This window comes from Roseovarius tolerans (assembly GCF_900109855.1).
Classification (GTDB): domain Bacteria; phylum Pseudomonadota; class Alphaproteobacteria; order Rhodobacterales; family Rhodobacteraceae; genus Roseovarius; species Roseovarius tolerans.
Genome location: NZ_FOBO01000003.1, coordinates 231296 through 251501, shown reverse-complemented (window position 1 = coordinate 251501; position 20206 = coordinate 231296). Strand labels below are relative to the sequence as shown.

Genomic DNA, 20206 nt, shown 5'->3' with positions numbered 1-20206 from the left:
AAAAGCGCCCGCCCGAGGGGGCGGTCGGGCGCTGCGCGGCGGTGCCTGCGGCACCTTGATTCCGCGCATTGGGTCTAGACGTCAACGGCAGCATCAGACCATTCCCACCCCATCACCCCCCATGACTGCGATCATACCCGTTGCGCGCCGGGCTCTGCCAGCCGCGCAACGCCCCCTCCACAGGCCGGAACACCTCGACCAGCAGCGGATGGCAGGCGGCGGAATCGCTCGTATGCTCCGCCGAACAATCCCCGCCCGGACACGCACTCAACGCCCCCAAGAGGTCGATCTCGGCAAAGAACTCCAGGTAATCCCCGGGCCGCACCGGGCTCGCCTTCATGAAATACTGCCCGGTATCGCGGGTAAAGCCGGTGCACATGAAGACGTTGAGCACGTCATGCACATGCCCCTCCGCCTCGGGCAGCGACACCCCCAACTCCTCCGCCACCGCGCGCGTCAGGTTGGAATGGCAGCAATGGTGATACTGCACCCCCGACAGCAGATTGCCGGTATAAGGATCGCAGCGCGTGCCGATCACGTCATGCACCGAGCCGCCAAACGCGTCGATCCCGTACCACTCCAACGTATCCGCGACGATCGTCGCCATGGCGCGCAGATGCGGGAACGACGACCAGAGCCGCTCGCCGGTGGTGACATGGGTGCCATGCAGCGCCCGCGTCTTGCCGGAATAGAACCGCTCCGTCAGGTCATTCGCGTTCCACAGGTTGAGATCGCCCACCTGCGGCCCCTCGACGCTGCTGATCCGGAAAAACTCACCCGCGCCCACGCGAAAGCAGGCCGCCTCACGCGGCGGCACCACCACTTCGGCGATCTTCTCCGCCCCCTCGCGCGCCGCCGCATAGAGCGCCAGATCGGGCACCGGCAGCGTGTCGTTGGGATAGCAGATCACAGGGGCCACGGCGCGGCGGGCGGCGGCATCGGCGGGGGCTTGGCTCATCTATGTCACGTCCTCTTGCGACCGGGGGCATGACAGACCTTCGGCGCGGTCCCGTCGGATGTAAAGACCTCCGCCCCGCAAGCCACGCAATGCCAGCGCCGCCGCAGATCGCACCCGCTCACCCGGTATTCCCGCCACCGGCACGCCCGCGTCGCGCGGTTGGAAAAGATCAGCACGAGGATAAAGGCAACGATCAGCCCGACGACAACGATCATGCGGCTCAGCCCTCGATGATCCGGTTCATCACGTTGAAGCGCGCGCTCGGGTCCATCATATGCGCGGGGACTGGCAGGCTCGGCAATAGCGGCATATCGGTCTCTCCTGTGTTGGGCGCGATCCTCTGACATGAGGCAGCAAATGAAAACCCCGGCGCATTTGGCCCGGCGATCACATTGCGGCACCGCTCTCCTTCGGCACGGCTTCCCCAGCGCGGGCTGTCATGGCAGGATCTCGCACACCACAAGGGCAGCAGGCAAATGCAGATCACATCCGGCGGCACGGGCCGCGAGACAGAGATTGCTGATCTCTTCAAGACCGCTTACACCGCCTCCGAGGGCGCAGAGGAGGGTGCATCAGTCGGCAGGCTCGCCCGCGACCTGATGACGACGACCGACGAGGCTGACCCGACCGTCTTTACCGCCGACGATGGCGGCCTTGTCGGGGCCTGCATTTTCACTCGCCTGTACCACGCTGGCGACACGCGCCTTGCCTACCTGCTCTCGCCCGTTGCCGTGGCCCTTGACCGGCAGGGTCAGGGTATCGGGCAACAAATGCTCGCAGAGGCACTTGCGGCGCTGCGCGCGGCGGACGCGGAGGTCGCAGTCACCTACGGCGATCCCGAGTTTTACGGGCGGGTGGGCTTTGAGCCCGTCACGGTGGGCGACGTGCCCGCTCCGTATCCGCTATCGCAGCCTGAGGGCGGGCTCGCGCAATCTTTGACCGATCAGCCGCTTGCGCCGCTCAAGGGGCGCGTCACCTGCGCCCCCGCCCTGAGCGACCCGGCCTTCTGGTAACCCGCTTAGCCGTCGTAATAGGCGTACATCTGCTCCAGCACACCCAAGGTGGGAGCCTCGGGCCGGTTCGCGAGGGCCTCGGGGTTGTAATAGACCTCGACCCAATCGGGCAGCGCGGAGATCGGGGTCACGGGTTTCTCGACCGGGTAAGCCATTGCTTTTCTCCATTTTTCGGACAGGACAAAGGTAGTCTTCTGCACTGCGGCGAAAAACCGACAAACCTGCATGCTGGCCATGCAGGATTTGCAACGCAAGAGGCTCCGGCACGATGCCGGAGCCTCTTGAAACCCGTGCACGCGGCCTCACACGTGCCGTTCGACCATGATCTTCTTGATCTCGGCAATCGCCTTGGCGGGGTTCAACCCCTTGGGGCAGGTCTTGGTGCAGTTCATGATCGTGTGGCACCGATAGAGTTTGAACGGATCTTCCAGATCGTCCAGCCGCTCGCCCGTCGCCTCGTCGCGAGAATCGATGATCCAGCGATAGGCATGCAGCAATGCCGCCGGCCCCAAGTACTTGTCGCCGTTCCACCAATAGGACGGGCAGGATGTCGAACAGCAGGCGCACATCACGCATTCGTAAAGCCCGTCGAGCTTCTCGCGATCCTCGATCGACTGCTTCCACTCTTTCGCGGGCCGGTTGGTCTTGGTCTCCAGCCACGGCATGATGCTCTCATGCTGCGCATAGAAATGCGTGAGGTCGGGAATGAGATCCTTGACCACCGGCATATGAGGCAGCGGGTAGATCTTCACGTCGCCCTTGACCTCGTCCATCCCGTAGATGCACGCGAGCGTGTTGATCCCGTCGATATTCATCGCACAGGAGCCACAGATCCCCTCGCGGCACGACCGGCGAAAGGTCAGCGTCGGATCGATCTTGCTCTTGATGTAGATCAGCGCATCCAGAACCATCGGCCCGCAATCGTCGAGATCGACGAAATAGGTATCAACCCGCGGGTTCTGTCCGTCATCCGGGTTCCAGCGATAGATCGTGAACTTGCGCATCGTGCCGCCCGGCTCGGGCTTCGGCCAGGTCTTGCCCGCCACCATGCGTGAATTCTTGGGGAGTGTGAGTTGAACCATTTTCTACTCCTTTCAGCCGCCCAGCAGGGTCAGGCTATTTGCGGCGATGCATTGCACGGCCTCGGGGCGCTGTGCGATGCCGACAACCTCTTGCGCCACTTCGGGGGTCACCCCGGTGACACTCGCTCCGGCGATCCGGACAATTTCGCGGGCCGAGGCCGCGTGGATGATGCAATCGGTGACCGGCGCGGCATTCACACCGGGAAACCGCTCTGACACGACCGTGTTGACCACGCTCTTGGCCCGCTCACGCGCGATGTTGTCCGCCACCTGATTGGTCGCCTCACAGGCCCCGAGGGCGACCATGGCAAGACATAGAAACGCGCGATGGATCATCGTTTCAATTGCCCTTTATGCAATAGCCCGAACCGCGAACAAAGATCGCGGCGTGCTTCGGGCACCGGCTGTAGCGACGCTCGACCCTCCGCTGCTGACCCGAGGCAAAGCGCGGCGTCGGGTTGCGGCCCAACCGCTTGTCGGCGCATTCATTGATCCGGTCGGTCTGCGCCGGGCTCAGGTTCGGCCCCGGCACGATCCACGATATGGTCTGCCCGCCGGGCGGCACTTCCGGCCATTCGGCGGCAAAGCGTGCGGCCCCGCGGAGCCCCATCTCGTAGCGGCAGTCCAGGATCGCCGCGCGCTGATCGCGCACCGGCATATACCGGTTGGGATCGGCAAACGCGGCCGGGGCGCTCGCAACGCTCAGGCCGAGACCGATAAGGGCGGGGATCACTCCCTTGGCAAAAATCCGCATCAGAATGTCCTTTCCTTCGGGGCAATCTTCTTGAGGCTGATACCGCCCTTGTCCTCGGGCGTGATCGGGTCCTCGATGATCGGGCGATAGCTCAGATCGACATCCGTCTCGCCGATCCGCGCAATCGTGTGCACGCGCCAGTTCTCATCGTCGCGGGTGCTGAAATCCTCATGCGCATGCGCGCCCCGGCTTTCATGCCGCGCCTCGGCGCCAAAGATCGTCGACAGCGCGCAGGGCATCAGATTGGTCAGCTCCAGCGTTTCCATAAGGTCGCTGTTCCACACCAGGCTGCGGTCGGTGACCTTGATATCGGCCATCTTGGCGGCGACACCCTTCATCTTCTCGACACCTTCGGCCAGCGTCTTGGAGGTGCGGAACACGGCGGCATCCGCCTGCATCGTCTTTTGCATCTCCAGCCGCAGATCGGCGGTCGGCACGTCCCCATCGGCGTGGCGCAGCGTGTCAAAGCGATCAAGCGCACGGTCCACCTCGGCCGCATTGGTCGCGGGCACCGCGCTCTCGGGATCCACCACCTTGCCCGCCCGAATGGCCGCCGCACGGCCGAACACCACAAGGTCAATCAGCGAATTCGACCCCAGCCGGTTCGCGCCATGCACCGACGCACAGGCCGCCTCGCCCACGGCCATCAGGCCGGGCACGATGGCATGCGGGTCGTCCTTGGTGGGGTTGATCACCTCGCCCCAGTAATTCGCCGGGATGCCGCCCATGTTGTAATGCACGGTGGGCAGCACCGGGATCGGCTCCTTGGTCACATCGACCCCGGCAAAGATCTTGGCACTCTCGGAAATCCCCGGCAGGCGCAGGTTCAGCGCCTCGGGCGGCAGGTGGCTCAGGTTCAGGTGGATATGATCGCCCCCCGACCCGACACCGCGCCCCTCGCGGATTTCCATCGTCATGCAGCGGCTGACATAGTCGCGCGGGGCCAGATCCTTGTAGTTGGGCGCATAGCGCTCCATGAACCGCTCGCCCTCGGAATTGGTGAGATACCCACCCTCGCCGCGCGCACCCTCGGTAATCAGACAGCCCGCGCCGAAAATGCCCGTGGGGTGGAACTGCACGAATTCCATATCCTGAAGCGGCAGACCGGCACGCGCCACCATGCCGTTGCCGTCACCGGTGCAGGTATGCGCGCTCGTCGCGCTGAAATAGGCCCGGCCGTAACCACCGGTCGCCAGCACCACCATCTTGGCGTTGAAGACATGCATCGTGCCATCGTCGAGCTTCCAGCAGACCACGCCGGTGCAGGCCCCATCGGTCATGATCAGGTCGATCGCGAAATACTCGATGTAGAACTCGGCCTTTTCCTTCAGGCTCTGCCCATAAAGCGTGTGCAGGATCGCGTGGCCGGTGCGGTCGGCGGCGGCACAGGTGCGCTGCACCGGCGGGCCTTCACCAAACTCGGTGGTATGCCCGCCAAACGGGCGCTGATAGATCTTGCCTTCCTCAGTGCGCGAGAACGGCACACCGTAGTGCTCCAACTCGTAAACCGCCTTGGGCGCCTCGCGCGCCAGATATTCCATCGCGTCGGTATCGCCCAGCCAGTCCGAGCCCTTGACCGTGTCATACATATGCCACTGCCAGCTGTCGGGGCCCATGTTGCCAAGGCTCGCCGCGATGCCGCCTTGTGCCGCCACGGTGTGCGAGCGGGTCGGAAACACCTTGGTCACGCAGGCGGTGCGCAGCCCCTGTTCGGCCATGCCGAGCGTCGCGCGCAAACCGGCCCCACCGGCCCCCACGACCACGACGTCGTAATCATGCGTCTCGTATTCATAAGCAGCCATTTAATCAGTTCCTCACAGCGCAATCTTGGCGAGGGCGAAAAGCCCGGTGGCGATCATCCCGTAACTTAGAACGGTCACGGCGATAATCAGGGCCCGGCGCGTCATGCCGTGCGCGTAATCCTCGATCATCGTCTGCGCGCCGCCTGCATAATGGCGCAGCCCGAAAAAGATCACGAGGCCGGTCAGAATCGCCATGGCCGGATGCGACATCGCGTCAAGCACCTCGGCCCGGTCGCCGCCCAATGTGCGGCCAAAGGCCACCAGAAAAATCGGAATGATCAGCGCCAGGCCGACGCCCGACATCTTCATGTACCAGAAATGCTCGGTGCCGGTGCCAGCAGCGCCTTTGCCTTCGGCCCGTTTACGTGCGGTCAGATAACGCATCTTTCCCTCCTCAGACCAGAAACAGCGTGATGACGGTCAGAACGACCGAGCCGATGATACAGCCCCATCCCAGCTTTTCCGCCGTCTCGATCTCGAGCCCCTTGCCCGCATCGAAATAGAAATGCCGCAGCCCCGCGAGGTAGTGATACCAGATCGCCCAGAGCGACAGCGTCATCACCAGATCGCCGAACCACGATGTCAGCACGGCATCGGCCATCGCGAAATAGTCGTCCGAGGTCGAGGCCGCGAGCAGCCACCACACGATCAGCAGCGCCGCCACGATCAGCGCGTTGCCGGTGATCCGCGTCAGAATCGACGTGATCGAGGTCAGCTGCGGGCGATAGACTTGCAGATGCGGGGATAGTGGGCGTTCTACCTGTTCGGTGCGGGCCAGATCGGTTTCGGCCATGGAGAACCTCCTTTACAGATGGCGGCGGCGCATGCGCCGGCTCAAGCTGCCCCTGTTTTGAAACTTTTTAGCGGCGCTGTCACCTGCTACAGGATAGAATTCCTGACAATCAGGGCAATTCGCCGCAAAAACTTTGACTTTGTGATCACATCATTTATCGTGTGATCACAATTATCAGAGGATTCACGACTGGTCAGCTGCACGCCCGCACTGAGTCTCCGACCAGAACCCGGAGACAGGCTGCAAGTTGCACCAATCCCAGCGTTGATTTTGTGATCACAAGCCATCAATCGACAAGAAAAAACCCGGTCCGTCACCAGACCGGGCCTCTCGAACTCAATGCCAGAGCCTCAGTGAAGCTTGGCTTCCACCTCGGAGATGCCGTTGTCGATCAGCGTATTGCCCTCGGCGGCGGTCATCTGCTTGGCGATCACGTCGCGCGCGGCGGCCACGGCGACATTCACCGCCTGATCCCGTACGTCCCGGATGGCCCGCGCCTCGGCGCTCTTGATCTGGTCCTCGGCGGCCTGCAAACGGCGCGCGATCGAGGCCTTGATCTCGTCCTTGGCCTCGGTGGCGGCTTGGGTCGCCTCCTCCTTGGCCTGTGCGATGATCCGATCGGCCTGATCCTGCACTTCCTTCTGCTTGCGCTCATAGCTCGCCAGCAGGGTCTGTGCCTCTTCACGCAGCGCGCGCGCCTCGTCGAGTTCGGATTTGATGCCGTCCGCCCGCTCGTCCAGCTTCTTGCCGATCAGGCCCGGCACCTTCATGTAGGTCAGGAAGCCGACGAACAGCAGGAACGCCAGCAGCACCACGAAATCCGTGTTGCTCAGCGAAAAGAACGGGCCCGAAGCGGCCAGCGCCGGGCTGGCGATCACGGATGCGGCGACGGTCAGGGTCAGCTTGCGCATGGCAGTCATCCTTTCATCCGGGCGTTGATCGCAGCGGTGACACTGCGGCCATCGGCCTTGCCACCCATGGCCGAGACGATCTCGGCAGCCGTATCCTTGGCCACCTCGCGCACGCTCTCCATGGCGCTTTCACGGATCTCCGCAAGCTTCTTCTCGCCCTCGGCGGTCCGCTCCGCGATCTCGGCATCGGCCTCTTCATTGGCCTTGTCGAGATCGGCTTTGATCTCGGCCTTGGTCTCGGCGATGATCTTCTGCGCCTCGGCACGGGCATCGGCCAGCGCCTTGTTATACGCCTCCTCGGCCTCGACCGCCTTGGCCTTGAGGTCTTCGGCAGCGGCAAGATCGTTGGTGATCGTCCCCTGACGCTCGGCCAGCACTGCCGCGATGCGCGGCAGGGCCACGCGCGACAGGATGAAGTAGATCACGACCAGTGACACCAACAGCCAGAAGATCTGGTTGGAGAATGTCGTGATATCGAGCTGAGGCAAGCCCGTTGCGGCCTCGGCCCCTTGCGTTTCGCTCGCCATGTCGTCCTCCCTGGGGAATGTTCCGGTTACACCGGAAGGCGGCGCAATGCCGCCCTCCGGCCGTAAGGATCAGATACCCGTAAGGCTCAGACGGCGAACATCAGCAGAAGCGCGATGAGGAACGAGAAGATCCCCAGGGCTTCGGCGAATGCGATACCGATGAACAGCGTCGCGGTCTGACCGGCGGCAGCCGACGGATTGCGCAGCGCGCCCGCGAGGAAGTTGCCGGCCACGTGGCCCACACCGATCGCGGCAGCACCCGAACCGATGCCTGCGAGGCCTGCACCGATGAATTGACCCAGTTGTGCGATATCGCCTTCCATGAGATGTCTCCTTACGTTGGAATTGGCATTGCTAGGTTGGTCGTCAGGCGGGCGAACCCGCCGTCGTTTGGTTGTTCGGTTGGTGGGAAATGCCCACCGTCACCCTCAGTGATGCGGATGCAGCGCGTCCTTGAGATACACGCAGGTGAGGATGGTAAAGACATAGGCCTGGATGAAGGACACCAGCACTTCGAGCCCGTACATCGCCGAGACCGCGAGGATCGACAGCGGGGCGATCATCGCCACCTGACTGAAGCCTGCGAACACCTTGATCACGGCGTGACCAGCCATCATGTTGCCCGCCAGACGAATGGAGTGGCTGACCGGGCGCACGAAGTAGGAAATCAGCTCGATGATCGCCAGAATGGGCCGCAGCGCCAGCGGCGCGGAGCTGACCCAGAAAAGGCTCAGGAAGGCCGGGCCGTTCTTGACAAAACCGAGGATCGTCACCGTCAGGAACACCATCATCGCCAGAACCGCCGTCACCGCGATATGGCTGGTGGTCGTGAACGCCATCGGCAAGAGCCCGAGGAAGTTGGCGAAGACGATGAACATGAACAGCGTCATGATATACGGGAAGAAGACCAGCGCCTCCTTGCCTGCCACATCCTCGACCATCTTCCGCACGAAATCATAGGCCAGTTCGGCCACCGACTGCATGCGCGACGGGATCGTGGCGCGGCCCGAGGTGCCCATGACCAGCAGCGCAAAGATCGCCAGAATGGTCAGCGCCATCCAGAACGTCGCGTTGGTCAGGGTGAACATGCCCACTTCGCCGTCACCAAAGAGCGGCTTGACCAGAAACTGATCCATCGGGTGAAAAGCAAGCCCGCCTTCACCGGCCCCATGCGCTTCAGTCGCCATCCTTTTCCCTCTCTTCCGCACCCGCCTTGGGCGTCATCGCGTCTTTTTGGATCTCTTCGGCGCTGCGCATCATCGTCTTGACGCCCGCCGCGAGGCCCAGAAATGTGAATATGACAAGGAATATCGGAATGGTGCCGAAAAGCTGATCCAACCCGTATCCCATGCCAAAGCCGATCAAGAGACCGGCCACCAGTTCAATCACCATCCGCCAGGCAAGCTGCGCCTGAGAATAATGCTCTTCCTGATGGGGCTTTGGCGCGCTCTTCCCCTTGAGCTTTGCAATCCTCGCTTCCAGCTCTGCCAGTCGCTCGCTCTGCTCGGGATCTGTCACGCGGAGCCCCTTTGGAATGTTGCGCCTTTGCTATGGCGCAGGGGGCCATGAGTCAAGCACCATGCGCCCGCGCGCGAAACGAGCGTAAGTCTCTGTATTAATGAGCATTTTTTCCATCTAGGAACAGCGGCGTCCTTCTGCCGCAACCGCCCCACCAGAGGGATGGGGCGGTTTGGCCATATTCAACTTTTCGGTTGAGTATCAGCGCACCACGAAAACAGAGCACTGCGCGTGCTGCGCGATATAGCCGCCATGCGAGCTGAAGATATGCTCGAGAAAGCCGGGCTTGTGGCTTGCCATGATCACCAGGTCGGCCCCGGTCTTTTCGATCGCCTTCATAAGCTCAGAGTTGGTCTCGACCGCCGGATCATGCGCCATCAGCGGGTCGGCCTTGACGGTCACGCCGTATTTGTCGCGCAACTCATCCGCAAAACCCTGCAGGCGGTCGCCGAATTCCTGCGGCGTGTGCCCCAGCTGACCCGGCAGTTCGCCACCCACACTGACCACGTCGATCGACGCGCCGTGGCGCTTGGCCATGTCACCGGCCACATCGAGCGCCTTGCCCAACGTGTCCTTGTGAACCAGATCGACGGGAACCATGATTTTGGAGAACATATTCTTTCCTTTCGCGTTTCCTTGGATCGCTGCACGAACCTAACGAAGCCAGCCTGACATTGCTTTGTCCCAGATCAAACCCCTTTTCCGGCTAAAAAACCCGGAAAAACGGCACATTTGCAAGGACTCCGCCCGCGATGGGCGTTGACGCGCACGGCGCGCTCGGGCTTATGAGCGGCATGGACAAGGCTACCGCCCTCGACACCGTTTTCGCCGCCCTCGCCGACCCGACGCGGCGGGCGATCCTGTCGATGCTGCTCGAGGATGACATGGCGGTGACGGACGTGGCCGAACCGTTCGAGATGAGTCTCGCCGCGATTTCCAAGCATCTCGGCATCCTCAGCCGCGCCGGCCTGATCAGCCAGGAGCGGCGCGGCCGCGTGGTCTGGTGCAGGCTGGAGCCGGACGCGCTGCGCGACGCCTCCATCTGGATGCAGGGCTTCGGCCAGTTCGAGGCGGTGCATCTCGACGCGTTCGAGCGTTTCCTGCGCACGGAACTCCCAGATGACACCTGACGCCCGCCACCTCCCCGAGGCGCGGATCACCCATGTCGAGCGGGCCACCATTCTGCCGATGCCCAGCGCGCAGGACCGCGCCTGCGGCGTGCTGGACGCCCATGGCACCCCGGTGCCCGCCGCGCGCACATTACTCTCGGCCAGCCGGTTCACCGCCGATCCGACGCCGCCCGAAACACCCGTCACCCACCTGCCGGGCCGCTGGCTCTTTGCCGGGGTCGGGCGCCACCATTTCGGGCATTTCCTGCTCGAAGCCACGCCGCGTCTCTGGGTGCTCGACCACCTGAGCCAACGGCCCGACGGCATCGCGCTGATCCCGATGGCGGGGCGCGACATCGCCGCCGTGCTGCGCCGTCGCCTCGGCCCGCTGCTCGACATCCTCGGGCAGCACCTGCCGGTGCATCTGGTGGAGGCGCCTGTGCAGGTCGACGAGGCAATCATCCCCTCACAGGGTTTCGGCCACCTTCACTGGACCCACGGCACGCCCGAGGCGCGGGCCTACATGCGCCGCCATCTCTGCGCCGCCGTGCCCGCCGAGGGACCGGACAAGCTCTATGTCTCGCGCCGCAGGCTCAAGAGCCCAGCGCAACAGGTGCCGCAGGAACAACAGATCGAACGCTGGATGTCCGCCGCCGGGTTCACAATCTTTCATCCCGAACGCCATACCGTCACCGAACAGATCGCCCGCTACCGCGCCGCGCGCGTGATCGTCGGCCCCGACGGCTCGGCCTTTCATCTCGCCCCGTTCGTGATGCAGCCGGGCACCTGCGTCGGCCTCATCCAGCGCCGCGCTCTCGCATCTCACGGACACCCCGGACGACAGCACCCTGCCCCCCGAAATGCTCCAGCTGCGCCGCGATCTGCGCGGCGGCGGCTTTATCTGAGCCCGCCTATCCGGTCTGCCAGCCGCTCGCCCGCTCCTTGAGAAAGCTCAGGAACGCCTGCACCTTGGTGGTGCGGTGCAGATCCATATGCGTGACCAGCCAGAGCGGCGCCGCCCATTCCGGCTTGGGCGGCATCACCTGCACCAGCCCCGGCACCTCCGCCGCCTGCAACACCGAGGTGAACCCGATCCCCGCCCCCGCAAGGATCGCATTGCGCTGCGCATGCACGTCACCCGAGCGGAACACGATATTCTCGCCCGGCACGTTATCCTGCAACCAGCGATGAAACGGCGCGCGCGTCTTGGGATCATCCGCCCCGATAAAGCGATGCTTGCCGAACTCCGCGCAGCCCTTGGGCAAGCCATGCCGCGCCGCGTAACCCTCACTGGCATAAAGCGTGAACTGCTGCTGAAAGAACGGCTGCACCACATTATCGGGCTGATCCGGCACCGCCCCTGCCCGGATCGCCACATGCGCCTCGCCATATTCCAACCGGAACAGGCGATCCCCGGTCAGGTAGCGCACCACCAGATCGGGATAGCCCTGCTGGAACTCCGCCAGCACCGGGGCCAGAAGATGGCTCAAGCCCCCGATCGAGGTCACCACCAACTCACCCGACACATCATTGCCGCGCCCCTTGATCCGCCCGGCCAGCTGGTTGAACTGATCGTCGGTCGCCTGCGCCACCCGCAACAGGTCATCCCCGGCCTCGGTCGGCGTATAACCCCGCGCATGCCGCTGAAACAGCTTCACCCCCAGCCGTTCCTCCAGCGCGTCGATATGGCGGATGACGGTGGCATGATGCACGCCCAGCACCTCCGCCGCCCCGCTCACCGTGCCGACTCGCGCCACGTTATAGGCGGTCCGCACCTCGTCCCAATTGTCCATCACCACCCGCATCCTCGCGCCCTCTGCATCTCTCAACATGAGAGGCCGCATTCAATCTATACCTTCGCGCGCGGACTACAACAGCCCTGCCCCCCGCGCTTGACTCGCCCGCCCCGCGCGCGTAAACGCCACCCCAACACCCCGGAAGCCGCACGCTTCCGGTCCCGGGCGCGGTCCGGGATCGCCCCCCGTCAGCGCGTTGCGCCCACGGGGGCGTTTATCGTTTGAACCGTTGCCCCTATATCGGGTGACAGATGAGTTAACCGGCGAAGGAGCCCGAGTGATGTTTGAAAATCTGTCCGAACGCCTCTCCGGCGTCCTCGACCGGCTGACCAAGCAGGGCGCGCTCTCGGAAGAGGACGTCAAGACCGCCCTGCGCGAGGTGCGCGTCGCGTTGCTGGAGGCCGACGTCTCGCTGCCCGTCGCCCGCGAGTTCATAAAGAAGGTCGAGAAAGAAGCCACCGGTCAGGCGGTCACCAAATCGGTGACGCCGGGCCAGCAGGTCGTCAAGATCGTCCATGACGCCCTGATCGAAACACTCCGGGGCAGCGAAGACCCCGGCGCGCTCAAGATCGACAACCCGCCCGCGCCGATTCTGATGGTCGGCCTTCAGGGCTCGGGCAAGACCACCACCACCGCCAAGCTTGCCAAACGCCTGAAAGAGCGTGACGGCAAGAAGGTGCTGATGGCCTCGCTCGACGTCAACCGCCCGGCGGCGATGGAACAGCTGGCCATTCTCGGCCAGCAGATTGGCGTCGACACCCTGCCCATCGTCAAGGGCGAAGACCCGGTCGCCATCGCCAAACGCGCCAAGACGCAGGCGTCCTTGGGCGGCTATGACGTCTACATGCTCGACACGGCGGGCCGCTTGCATATCGACGCTGACCTGATCGCACAGGCCGCAGCGGTGCGCGACGTCGCCAACCCGCGCGAAACCCTGCTCGTCGTCGATGGCCTGACCGGTCAGGACGCCGTCAACGTCGCGACAGAGTTTGATGACAAGATCGGCGTTTCCGGCGTCGTCCTCACCCGGATGGACGGCGACGGGCGCGGCGGCGCGGCCCTCTCGATGCGCGCCGTCACCGGCAAGCCGATCCGCTTCGTGGGCCTGGGCGAAAAGATGGACGCCATCGAGACGTTCGAGCCAGAGCGCATCGCCGGCCGCATCCTCGGCATGGGCGACATCGTGGCGCTGGTGGAAAAGGCGCAGGAAACCATCGAGGCCGAACAGGCCGAACGCATGATGCGCCGGATGCAGAAGGGTCAGTTCAACATGAACGACCTGCGCAGCCAGCTTGAGCAGATGCAGAAGATGGGCGGCATGCAAGGCCTGATGGGGATGATGCCCGGCATGGGCAAGATGGCCAAGCAGGTGCAGGAGTCAGGCTTTGACGACAAGATGATCCTGCGCCAGATCGCCCTCATCCAGTCGATGACCAAGAAGGAACGCGCCAACCCCGCCCTGTTGCAGGCCAGCCGCAAGAAACGCATCGCGCGGGGCGCGGGGCAAGAGGTGTCCGATCTCAATAAGCTTCTGAAGATGCACCGGCAGATGGCCGACATGATGAAGAAGATGGGCAAGATGGGCAAAGGCGGCATGCTCAAGCAAGCCATGTCAGGCATGTTCGGCAAGGGCGGCATGCCCGACATGAACGACCCCAAGGCAATGGAAGAGGCCGCCAAGGCCATGGGCGGAAAGCTGTCCGGTGGCATGGGCGGCGGCGGCATGGGCCTGCCCCCCGGCCTCTCCGGTTTCGGCAAGAAGAAGTGATCCAATGACTTCATCTTGCCAAAAATACTCGACTATCCCGGAGGCCCGCCCATGAGCCTCACGCAAGCCCCTGTGCTCGACAGCACCCACCTCATCCTGCGTGGGCCGGAATTGCGCGACTTCGACTCGCTGGCGGCCTTCTTCGCCGATCCCGACCGCGCCTGGGGCTTTGGCGGGGCCGAGACGCGCCCCGACGCCTGGCGCTGGTGGGCCTGCAATATCGGCCACTGGCATATCCATGGCTACGGCTATTTCACGATTGAGGACAAGGCCACCGGCGCGCCCGCAGGCATCTGCGGCATCTGGAACCCCGAAGGCTGGCCCGAACCGGAACTGGGCTGGGTCGTGTTCGAGGGTTTCGAGGGGCGCGGCATCGCCCATGAGGCCGCTCTCCGCGCCCGCCGCTACGCCTACGAGGATCTGGGGTTCACCACGCTGACCTCCAACATCCTGCCGGGCAATACCCGCTCCGTCGCCTTGGCCGAACGCCTCGGCGCAGTGTTCGAGCGCGAATATGACAACGTCTCGATGGGCCGCGACATGCTCTACCGCCACCCCGGTCCCGACGCCGGCACCGACACCGCTCTTGGCCGCGACGATGACGGCTCGGTCGAGGCCTACGCATGAGCAACTATCCCGACATCCCGGTGATCGAGACCCGCCGCCTCGTGCTGCGCGGCCCCGAGGCCGGGGACTATCCCGATTTCAAGGCGACCTTCGCCTCCTACCGCTCGCGCTTCATGGGCGGGCCGCTCAATGCCTACGAGGCTTGGATGCTCTACGCCGCCGAGATCGGCCATTGGGCGGTGCGCGGCTTCGGCATGTGGATGATCCACGACAAGCTGACGGACGAGACCTACGGCATGGCCGGCGGCTGGTTCCCCGCCAAATGGCCCGAGCGCGAGATCGCCTGGATCATCTGGCCCGACAAGGCCGGCCGCGGCTATGCGCTTGAGGCGACCCACGCCGTGCGCCGCCGTTTCTACGAGCGGCAAGGCTGGGAGGGGGCCGTGAGCTATATCGACCCCAAGAACCTCGACAGCATCCGGCTGGCCGAACGTCTCGGCTGCGTCAAGGATCGCGAAGCCGCGACGATCGACGGCTCGGATGCGGTCTATCGCCACCCATCCCCCTCCGCCGCCGCCTCGGGGCAGCTGCGCGACGGGATCGAGCTCGAGATCGCCCATTATTGCGACCCGATGTTCAAGCCGAAGGGGATGCCAATTGACTGACATGACCCTGACCCGCGCACCGACGCGATACCGACAGAATACCGACGTGATACAGCCCCGCATGTTCGCCGCCCGGGAGAACCGCCATGACCAATGACGCCACCCGCGCCGCCGCCCTTCTGGCCGAGCACCGCGAGAGCATCGACCGCCTCGACGCGATCCTCGTCTTCACCCTGGCCGAGCGGTTCAAGCACACCCAGGCGGTGGGCAAGCTCAAGGCCGAACACGACCTTCCCCCGTCCGATCCCGCGCGCGAAGCCGCGCAGATCGAGCGGCTCGAAGACCTGGCGAAATCCGCCGACCTCGACCCGGAATTCGCCCGTGAATTCCTCAACTTCATCATCGCCGAGGTGATCCGGCATCACCAGAAGCATCAGTCGTAGGGTGGGGTTCAACCCCACCAAACCCCCGCCATTAAAGGAGAATATCAAATGGCCATGAAAATCCGTCTCGCCCGTGGTGGCTCGAAAAAGCGCCCCTTCTATCGCATCGTTGCAGCGGACAGCCGCATGCCGCGCGATGGCCGCTTCATCGAGAAACTGGGCACCTACAACCCGCTCCTGCCCAAGGACAGCGAAGATCGCATCAAGATGGACGTGGAGCGCATCCAGCACTGGCTGGCGCAGGGCGCCCAGCCCACCGACCGCATCAGCCGCATGCTCGAAAACGCAGGCGTGATCGCCAAGAAAGAGCGCGCCAACCTGAAAAAGGCCGTCCCCGGCAAGAAAGCCCAGGACCGCGCCGAAGAGAAAGCCGCCAAGGCCGCCGCAGCAGCAGAAGCCGCGAACGCCCCCGCCGAAAAAGCTGCGGCCGAAGAGGCGACGGCAGAAGAGTAAGACAGGCAAGGCACTGGAATGTCAGAGTTTTCCAAAGACTTCCAGACCAACCTGCGCGATCTCATGCGGTGGCGGCGCGACGTGCGCCGCTTCCGCACCGATCCCGTGGACGAGGCAATCCTGCGCGATTGCCTCGACGCGTTTCTGTTGGCCCCCTCAGTGGGCCTCAGCGAGCCGTGGCGCGTGATCGAGGTGGAATCCCCCGCCGCCCGCGCCGCCGCCCTCGCCAATTTCAGCGCCGCCAATGCTCAGGCGCTCGACGGCTATGACGGCGAAAAAGCGCACCTTTACAGCAACTTGAAACTCTCGGGCATGCAAGAGGCCCCGGTGCAGCTGGCGGTCTGGTGCGACGACAGCACCGACAAGGGCGCGGGCCTCGGGGCTGCCACCATGCCCGAAACCCGGCGCTATTCCGTGGTGGGCGCGATCACACTCTTCTGGCTCACAGCCCGCGCACGCGGTCTTGGTGTGGGCTGGGTGTCGATCCTCGACCCCGATCAACTGGCCCAAGACCTTGATATCCCAAGCGATTGGTCGCTCGTCGCCTATCTCTGCGTCGGCTGGCCCGAGGCCCGCAGCGACACACCCGAGCTGGAACAGGCCGGATGGGAGACACGCCGCCCCACCCTGCCAACGGAGACCCGCTGATGTGTGCCAACCCTTTGCATCGGCGTGATTTTCCCCTAGCCTGCTCGACAGGTTGCAACCATGAGAGAGCAGCATGAGCGACGATCACCGCATCTGCGTGGGGGCCATAGCCGGAGCCTTCGGCGTCAAGGGCGAATTGCGCCTCAAGAGCTTCACCGCCTCCCCCGAGGACATCGCCGACTATGCGCCACTCACGACCGAGGACGGCAGCCGCAGCTTCGATCTGACCCTGACAGGGCAGACCAACAATGCCCTCACCGCGCGCTTTCCCGGCATAGCCACCAAGGAACAGGCCGACGCCCTGCGCGGCGTGCGCCTCTACGTGCCCCGCGACCGATTGCCAAGCCTGCCGGATGACGAGTTTTACCACGCCGACCTGATTGGGCTCGACGTGGTCGACACCGGTGGCACAGCGCTTGGCCGAGTCAAGGCGGTGCTCAATCACGGCGCGGCAGACCTCTTGGAAATCCACGGCCCCGGCCTCAAGTCCACGGTGCTTTTGCCCTTCACCTGCGAGGCGGTGCCGACGGTCGATCTGGCAGCAAGACGCATTGTCGCTGACCCGCCCGAGGGGCTGTTCTAGGCGATGCGCATCCTGCTCCATCCCGGTTTTCACAAGACCGGCACCTCGAGCCTGCAACGCGGGGCAACCGCGCAATTCGACACGCTCGCCCCGCGCCTTCAGTTGATGCTGACCCCTGACCTGATCGAGGCCGCCCGTGTCGCGCGGCACTACTCCGAACGCCTCACGCAGACCGATCTCGACCGCTTCAGCGCTGAATTTCGGCGCGCTGTCGCGGACCGGGACAGCAGTGACAGACGTCCGCTTCTCATCAGTTCCGAGGTGCTGAGCGGGCATTTGCCCGGCCTGAGGGGGGTCAAGACCTATGCCGCCGCCCCGATCCTTGCCCGCAGCGCGGTCGAGGTTTTGCAGCGGTATTACGGCCCTGAGGCGCAGATCACCGTCTGGTTCACCACCCGGAACCCCGAGACATGGCTGCGAAGCCTCTACTGGCAGAACCTGCGCGCGCAACGCCTGACCGAGGAGTTCGAGCCATTCCGCGACCGCATGGCCCCCGCCGCCGATCACGCCCATATCATCGAGGAGGCGCGTCGCTGTCTCGGTGCCAAAGCGGAGGTAGAGACCGCCCGGATCGAGGATATCGGCCCCGACCCCCTTGGTCCCTTGGGCGAGGCATTGCGGCGTCTTGGCGTTGCGACAGACAACCTTGCGGCCCTGCCCCAACACAACACCCAGCCCGAGAACGCGGCGCATGACTTTCTCACACTCAACCGCTCTGCATTGGGTGACGAGGCGCTTGCCGAGGCCAAGCGCAAGGTGCTACGCCGCTACCGTCGCGCCGAACAGTCCGATAGCTGAGCCGCGCAAAACCCCTTGCCTGCCCCCCGATCCAAAGGCTAAGCGGCAGCATCATGAGTGACACACCCAAATCCCACGGGCGCAAATCCATTCGCGCCACCCTGCAACCGCGAGAGCTGATCACCCCCACACCGGAGTTGGCCCGCGCGTGGAAGGCGCAGGTCATTACCCTTCTGCCGCAGGCCTTCCCCGGTGTTCTGGGCGAAAGCCTCACTGGCCGCGCGCTCAAGGACGGGCTGTGGTCGCTCACCCCGATCGACCTGCGCCCCTTTGGCGAGGGCAAGCACCGCAATGTCGATGATACCCCCGCCGGTGGCGGCGCGGGCATGGTGCTGCGCGCAGACGTGATGGGCCGCGCCATCGACCGCGCGCAAGACAGCGCACCGCGCGGCGCGCCGCTCATTTACCTCAGCCCGCGCGGGCGGCGCTTCGATCAGGCCATGGCACAGCGCCTTGCGCAAGGGCCCGGCGTAACGTTGATTTGTGGCCGCTTCGAAGGGCTGGATGAGCGCGTGATCGAACATTACAGCATCGAGGAGGTTTCTCTGGGCGATTTCGTGATGACCGGCGGCGAGATCGCGGCACAGGCCCTGATCGACGCCTGCGTGCGGCTCCTGCCCGGGGTTCTGGGCAATGCCGAGAGCGCCGTCGAAGAAAGCCATTCGAGCGGCCTTTTGGAGCATCCGCATTACACCCGCCCCGCCGAATGGCAGGGCCGCCCGATCCCCGAGGTGCTGACCTCGGGCGATCACGCCAAGGTGGCGGAATGGCGACGCGAGATGTCCGAACGCCTCACTGCCACGCGCCGCCCGGACCTGTGGGACCGCCACCTGAAATCCCAACGCGACAAGGCTTGATCCGCCCCCCGATTGCGCCTATACACCGCGCAGTCTGGAATCGGCATCGCTGTTCCGGGCGTGTTTCTGTGGCACATCACACCACCCGGCCTTCTTCGGCCCCGAGGGGTGCCTGCGGAAACGACTGAACAAGACAAGGACGACCCTGATCTCTGGCGGGCGCGGCATGCGGACCCGGAAGAAGACCAAGAGCTCTGAGGGACGCAAACCACCTTTGCGGGGAAAACCGCAAGCAGATCAGGAGAATTGCGATGGATATTATCGCTCAGTTGGAGGCGGAACAGATCGCCTCGCTCGGGAAAACCATTCCCGATTTCAAGGCCGGCGACACGATCCGCGTCGGCTACAAGGTGACCGAAGGCACGCGCACCCGTGTGCAGAACTTTGAAGGCGTCTGCATCAGCCGCAACAACGGCAAGGGCATCGCAGGCTCGTTCACCGTCCGCAAGATTTCCTTTGGCGAAGGCGTGGAGCGCATGTTCCCGCTCTATTCGACCAATATCGAGCATATCGAGGTGGTGCGCCGTGGCCGCGTCCGCCGCGCCAAGCTCTACTACCTGCGCGCGCGCCGTGGCAAATCGGCTCGCATCGCGGAAGACACCCATTACAAGCCCCTCAAGGGCAAGTCGGCGTAAGGACTGGCAAGATGAAAAAAGAAATCCATCCCGATTACCACCTCATCGACGTCAAGCTGACCGATGGCACCGTCGTGCAGATGCGCTCGACCTACGGGGCCGAGGGCGACACGCTCTCGCTCGACATCGACCCCTCGGTGCACCCGGCCTGGACCGGCGGCTCCTCGCGCCTGATGGACACCGGCGGCCGCGTGTCGAAGTTCAAGAACAAGTATGCTGGCCTCGGCTTCTGAAGCCACGGGCAGACCGAAGAGTGATCACGCCGTCCTTCTGGGCGGCGTTTTCTGTTTGTGCGGGGCGCGCTTTACTTTTTGCTAATGAATCGGCAGTATATCAAGCATTCGAAAGTTGTTTTCAGTCTGAGCACCGAAAACGTGACCCTGCGGAGCGCCAACTCCGCAGGGTCTTCTTTTTCAGGAACTCAAAGTCCCGTCAAAAGCCGGATAATCGTGACCAACAGCGTTCCCGCTGCCAGAAAGACCATCCATTTTCGAAAATTGCTTTCATTCAGCCTGATCACCTCCTTCTGCTGCAATGGATTGCAACAAAAATACACCACCGGGCCGACGTGAAGGAAAGGTTAAAA

The 20206-nt window shown here is 63.9% G+C and carries 31 protein-coding genes; 15 read left to right on the top strand and 16 right to left on the bottom strand.

What is annotated here, in order from left to right:
• Positions 1-112: 112 nt before the first annotated feature.
• Both BMX04_RS04385 and BMX04_RS04380 read right to left on the bottom strand, forming a co-directional pair.
• Positions 113-958 carry an urea carboxylase-associated family protein gene (locus BMX04_RS04385; RefSeq protein ID WP_074785165.1) on the bottom strand — a complete coding sequence of 282 codons (846 nt, stop codon included), beginning with the start codon at positions 956-958 and terminating at the stop codon, positions 113-115.
• A 5-nt stretch (positions 959-963) separates the two neighbouring features.
• Positions 964-1173, bottom strand: a complete 210-nt coding sequence (locus tag BMX04_RS04380; protein WP_074785164.1) for a hypothetical protein — start codon at positions 1171-1173, stop codon at positions 964-966.
• A gap of 261 nt (positions 1174-1434) precedes the next feature.
• Between BMX04_RS04380 and BMX04_RS04375 the strand changes: the two genes are divergently transcribed.
• Positions 1435-1971, top strand: coding sequence for a GNAT family N-acetyltransferase (locus BMX04_RS04375; RefSeq protein WP_074785163.1), 537 nt, complete (start codon positions 1435-1437; stop codon positions 1969-1971).
• A gap of 5 nt (positions 1972-1976) precedes the next feature.
• Here BMX04_RS04375 and BMX04_RS19350 read toward each other — a convergent pair whose 3' ends face one another.
• The 13 genes from BMX04_RS19350 to BMX04_RS04315 form a co-directional block, all read right to left on the bottom strand.
• Positions 1977-2126 (bottom strand): hypothetical protein, encoded by a 150-nt coding sequence (locus BMX04_RS19350; protein ID WP_175477324.1) that lies wholly within the window; start codon positions 2124-2126, stop codon positions 1977-1979.
• A gap of 147 nt (positions 2127-2273) precedes the next feature.
• Complete coding sequence (locus BMX04_RS04370; RefSeq protein WP_074785162.1) at positions 2274-3053, bottom strand: succinate dehydrogenase iron-sulfur subunit; 780 nt, start codon at positions 3051-3053, stop codon at positions 2274-2276.
• A gap of 12 nt (positions 3054-3065) precedes the next feature.
• Entirely contained in the window at positions 3066-3389 is a 324-nt protein-coding gene (locus BMX04_RS04365; RefSeq protein ID WP_074785161.1) for a succinate dehydrogenase, read from the bottom strand.
• A gap of 4 nt (positions 3390-3393) precedes the next feature.
• The gene (locus BMX04_RS04360; RefSeq protein WP_074785160.1) at positions 3394-3807 is read right to left on the bottom strand and encodes a hypothetical protein; all 414 of its coding nucleotides are present in this window, start codon (positions 3805-3807) and stop codon (positions 3394-3396) included.
• Positions 3807-5609: a succinate dehydrogenase flavoprotein subunit gene (sdhA, locus tag BMX04_RS04355; RefSeq protein ID WP_074785159.1), complete on the bottom strand. Its 1803-nt coding sequence runs from the start codon at positions 5607-5609 to the stop codon at positions 3807-3809. Before sdhA ends, BMX04_RS04360 begins: the two co-directional genes overlap by 1 nt.
• 12 nt (positions 5610-5621) lie before the next feature.
• Positions 5622-5993, bottom strand: a complete 372-nt coding sequence (sdhD, locus tag BMX04_RS04350; RefSeq protein ID WP_050661411.1) for a succinate dehydrogenase, hydrophobic membrane anchor protein — start codon at positions 5991-5993, stop codon at positions 5622-5624.
• 10 nt (positions 5994-6003) lie between these two features.
• Positions 6004-6387, bottom strand: a complete 384-nt coding sequence (gene sdhC / locus BMX04_RS04345; protein WP_074785218.1) for a succinate dehydrogenase, cytochrome b556 subunit — start codon at positions 6385-6387, stop codon at positions 6004-6006.
• A 365-nt stretch (positions 6388-6752) separates the two neighbouring features.
• The gene (locus BMX04_RS04340) at positions 6753-7313 is read right to left on the bottom strand and encodes a F0F1 ATP synthase subunit B (protein WP_050661409.1); all 561 of its coding nucleotides are present in this window, start codon (positions 7311-7313) and stop codon (positions 6753-6755) included.
• A 5-nt stretch (positions 7314-7318) separates the two neighbouring features.
• On the bottom strand, positions 7319-7840 hold the full coding sequence (locus BMX04_RS04335; RefSeq protein ID WP_050661408.1) for a F0F1 ATP synthase subunit B': 522 nt from the start codon (positions 7838-7840) through the stop codon (positions 7319-7321).
• Between the two features lie 86 nt (positions 7841-7926).
• The gene (locus BMX04_RS04330) at positions 7927-8163 is read right to left on the bottom strand and encodes a F0F1 ATP synthase subunit C (RefSeq protein WP_009816528.1); all 237 of its coding nucleotides are present in this window, start codon (positions 8161-8163) and stop codon (positions 7927-7929) included.
• A 105-nt stretch (positions 8164-8268) separates the two neighbouring features.
• Positions 8269-9027, bottom strand: coding sequence for a F0F1 ATP synthase subunit A (locus BMX04_RS04325; protein ID WP_050661407.1), 759 nt, complete (start codon positions 9025-9027; stop codon positions 8269-8271).
• Positions 9017-9358, bottom strand: a complete 342-nt coding sequence (locus tag BMX04_RS04320; protein WP_074785158.1) for an AtpZ/AtpI family protein — start codon at positions 9356-9358, stop codon at positions 9017-9019. The genes BMX04_RS04325 and BMX04_RS04320 overlap by 11 nt, the downstream gene beginning before the upstream one ends.
• Positions 9359-9559: 201 nt before the next feature.
• Positions 9560-9973, bottom strand: coding sequence for a universal stress protein (locus BMX04_RS04315; protein ID WP_074785157.1), 414 nt, complete (start codon positions 9971-9973; stop codon positions 9560-9562).
• Between the two features lie 137 nt (positions 9974-10110).
• Here BMX04_RS04315 and BMX04_RS04310 point away from each other — a divergent pair, with 137 nt between their 5' ends.
• Together BMX04_RS04310 and BMX04_RS04305 are read left to right on the top strand one after the other, a co-directional pair.
• Positions 10111-10488, top strand: a complete 378-nt coding sequence (locus tag BMX04_RS04310; protein WP_235575663.1) for an ArsR/SmtB family transcription factor — start codon at positions 10111-10113, stop codon at positions 10486-10488.
• Positions 10478-11413: a glycosyltransferase family 61 protein gene (locus BMX04_RS04305; RefSeq protein WP_074785156.1), complete on the top strand. Its 936-nt coding sequence runs from the start codon at positions 10478-10480 to the stop codon at positions 11411-11413. The genes BMX04_RS04310 and BMX04_RS04305 overlap by 11 nt, the downstream gene beginning before the upstream one ends.
• Here BMX04_RS04305 and BMX04_RS04300 read toward each other — a convergent pair.
• Positions 11379-12260 carry a LysR family transcriptional regulator gene (locus BMX04_RS04300; protein ID WP_074785217.1) on the bottom strand — a complete coding sequence of 294 codons (882 nt, stop codon included), beginning with the start codon at positions 12258-12260 and terminating at the stop codon, positions 11379-11381. The two genes, BMX04_RS04305 and BMX04_RS04300, sit on opposite strands and share 35 nt — an antisense overlap.
• 283 nt (positions 12261-12543) lie before the next feature.
• On the opposite strand from BMX04_RS04300, the gene ffh reads away from it, so the two are divergent.
• The 12 genes from ffh (at position 12544) to BMX04_RS19345 (ending at position 20192) form a co-directional block, all read left to right on the top strand.
• Positions 12544-14031 (top strand): signal recognition particle protein, encoded by a 1488-nt coding sequence (ffh, locus tag BMX04_RS04295; RefSeq protein WP_074785155.1) that lies wholly within the window; start codon positions 12544-12546, stop codon positions 14029-14031.
• 51 nt (positions 14032-14082) lie between these two features.
• Positions 14083-14658 carry a GNAT family N-acetyltransferase gene (locus BMX04_RS04290; protein ID WP_074785154.1) on the top strand — a complete coding sequence of 192 codons (576 nt, stop codon included), beginning with the start codon at positions 14083-14085 and terminating at the stop codon, positions 14656-14658.
• Positions 14655-15263 carry a GNAT family N-acetyltransferase gene (locus tag BMX04_RS04285; RefSeq protein ID WP_074785153.1) on the top strand — a complete coding sequence of 203 codons (609 nt, stop codon included), beginning with the start codon at positions 14655-14657 and terminating at the stop codon, positions 15261-15263. Before BMX04_RS04290 ends, BMX04_RS04285 begins: the two co-directional genes overlap by 4 nt.
• 86 nt (positions 15264-15349) lie before the next feature.
• Complete coding sequence (locus tag BMX04_RS04280) at positions 15350-15646, top strand: chorismate mutase (protein ID WP_050661400.1); 297 nt, start codon at positions 15350-15352, stop codon at positions 15644-15646.
• Positions 15647-15694: 48 nt separating this feature from the next.
• Positions 15695-16099, top strand: a complete 405-nt coding sequence (gene rpsP / locus BMX04_RS04275) for a 30S ribosomal protein S16 (protein WP_074785152.1) — start codon at positions 15695-15697, stop codon at positions 16097-16099.
• Between the two features lie 18 nt (positions 16100-16117).
• The gene (gene bluB, locus BMX04_RS04270) at positions 16118-16747 is read left to right on the top strand and encodes a 5,6-dimethylbenzimidazole synthase (RefSeq protein ID WP_074785151.1); all 630 of its coding nucleotides are present in this window, start codon (positions 16118-16120) and stop codon (positions 16745-16747) included.
• Between the two features lie 73 nt (positions 16748-16820).
• Positions 16821-17330, top strand: a complete 510-nt coding sequence (rimM, locus tag BMX04_RS04265) for a ribosome maturation factor RimM (protein WP_074785150.1) — start codon at positions 16821-16823, stop codon at positions 17328-17330.
• Positions 17331-17333: 3 nt separating this feature from the next.
• Entirely contained in the window at positions 17334-18128 is a 795-nt protein-coding gene (locus tag BMX04_RS04260) for a hypothetical protein (RefSeq protein ID WP_074785149.1), read from the top strand.
• 53 nt (positions 18129-18181) lie between these two features.
• Positions 18182-18985 carry a tRNA (guanosine(37)-N1)-methyltransferase TrmD gene (trmD, locus tag BMX04_RS04255; protein WP_074785148.1) on the top strand — a complete coding sequence of 268 codons (804 nt, stop codon included), beginning with the start codon at positions 18182-18184 and terminating at the stop codon, positions 18983-18985.
• A gap of 251 nt (positions 18986-19236) precedes the next feature.
• Positions 19237-19620, top strand: a complete 384-nt coding sequence (gene rplS, locus BMX04_RS04250) for a 50S ribosomal protein L19 (RefSeq protein ID WP_050661394.1) — start codon at positions 19237-19239, stop codon at positions 19618-19620.
• Between the two features lie 11 nt (positions 19621-19631).
• A complete protein-coding gene (gene rpmE / locus BMX04_RS04245; protein ID WP_050661393.1) occupies positions 19632-19853 on the top strand; it encodes a 50S ribosomal protein L31 in 222 nt (73 codons plus the stop codon).
• 141 nt (positions 19854-19994) lie between these two features.
• Positions 19995-20192 carry a hypothetical protein gene (locus tag BMX04_RS19345; protein WP_175477323.1) on the top strand — a complete coding sequence of 66 codons (198 nt, stop codon included), beginning with the start codon at positions 19995-19997 and terminating at the stop codon, positions 20190-20192.
• Positions 20193-20206: the final 14 nt, after the last annotated feature.